The following is a 1,557-nucleotide window of genomic DNA, read 5'->3' as shown; positions in this document are numbered from 1 at the left end:
ATGGCTTGGCGAAGTGAAAACGTTTGAATCTGACGAAACGAGAAATGTAAAGTATAATAAAAAGCAGTCATAAGATGATTTCAATTAGAAATCAATTTATGACTGTTTTTCTTACTATGTGTTAAATTAACAATGAATATAACATCTTATTTTCATTAATATAAATATTGGAAGGATCGAAATGATTTACACGTTGTTTGAGTTGTATTAAATCATCATGATCTTTAAGTTGAATACCAATAATGACAGTACCTGTATTTTGAGAAGATTTTTTTAAGTATTCAAATTTTGTAATATCGTCTTGTGGGCCTAAAACATCATTTACAAATTCTCTTAATGCACCAGGGCGTTGAGGGAAGTTTAAAATAAAATAATGTTTCATTTCTTCATATAATAAAGAACGTTCTTCAATTTCCTTCATACGATTAATATCATTATTACCACCACTAATGACACAAACAACAGTTTTACCCTTAATGTGGTCTTTGTAGTTTTCAAGAGCACTCACACTTAATGCGCCAGCAGGTTCTGCTACAATTGCTTGTTTTGAATACATGTCTAAAATCGTAGAACAAACTGCACCTTCATCTACTTGAACGTAATCATCTACATTTTCTTTTGCAATTTCAAATGTAATATCGCCAACTCTAGCTACAGATGCACCGTCCACAAATTTATCGATATTAGGCAATGTGACTACCTGATTATTTACGACAACAGATTCATACATACTACTTGCACCTGAAGGTTCAACACCTATAATTTTCGTAGTAGGTGAATAGGTTTTAAAGTAAGTACTAATACCTGAAATTAATCCACCACCACCAATAGCGGCAAATAAATAATCAAAGTTAACATTGTCAGTCTTTGATTGTTCTAGCATTTCTTTAGCAAGCGTACCTTGTCCAGAAATTGTATGAACATTATTGAATGGATCTATAAAGTTCATTTGATGTTCACTTGTATAAGTTAAAGCTTCAGCTAAACAGTGATCAAATGTATCACCAGTGAGTACAACTTCAACGTTACTATTTCCAAAGAACTTTACTTGATTTACCTTTTGTAAAGGTGTAGTGACTGGCATAAAGATAACAGCGTTTAAATTAAGTTTTTTAGCTGTATAGGCAACACCTTGAGCATGATTACCTGCACTCGCACATGTAATACCTTTACTTTTAGCTTCATCTGATAAAACAGAAATAGCGTTGTAAGCACCTCTTAATTTAAAAGAACGTACCCATTGTAAATCTTCTCGTTTTAAATAAACTTTACAATCATACTTTTGAGATAAGTAATGGTCTAATTGTAAAGGTGTTTCTTTGACAATATCTTTAAGTCTTAAAAATGCTTCATCGATATCTTTCGTAGAAACTGTTGTTTTGACTGTCATAATATTCAACTCCCTTAAAGTGATTTTTCATATTTTTCTATTAATGATTCATATTGTAGGGTGATTGCAATGTCATCTAAGCCATTTACAAGTTTATTTTTCCAAGTTTCATCAATTTCAAAATGGAAACGCTTGTCTGGTGATGACACAGTTTGATTTGGTAAATC

The 1,557-nt window shown here is 31.5% G+C and carries 1 protein-coding gene and 1 pseudogene; both read right to left on the bottom strand.

Annotated features, from left to right (window positions below; all coding sequences use genetic code 11):
- Positions 1–121: 121 nt before the first annotated feature.
- On the bottom strand, positions 122–1,390 hold the full coding sequence (ilvA, locus tag IDG60_RS13565) for a threonine ammonia-lyase IlvA (protein WP_000216855.1): 1,269 nt from the start codon (positions 1,388–1,390) through the stop codon (positions 122–124).
- A gap of 14 nt (positions 1,391–1,404) precedes the next feature.
- Positions 1,405–1,557 (bottom strand): annotated as a pseudogene (gene leuD / locus IDG60_RS13560) (3-isopropylmalate dehydratase small subunit); the annotation flags it as partial.

The organism is Staphylococcus sp. EG-SA-2, from assembly GCF_017152085.1.
The sequence above is the reverse complement of the archived record's forward strand: the minus strand, read 5'-3'. Positions and strand labels throughout refer to the sequence as shown.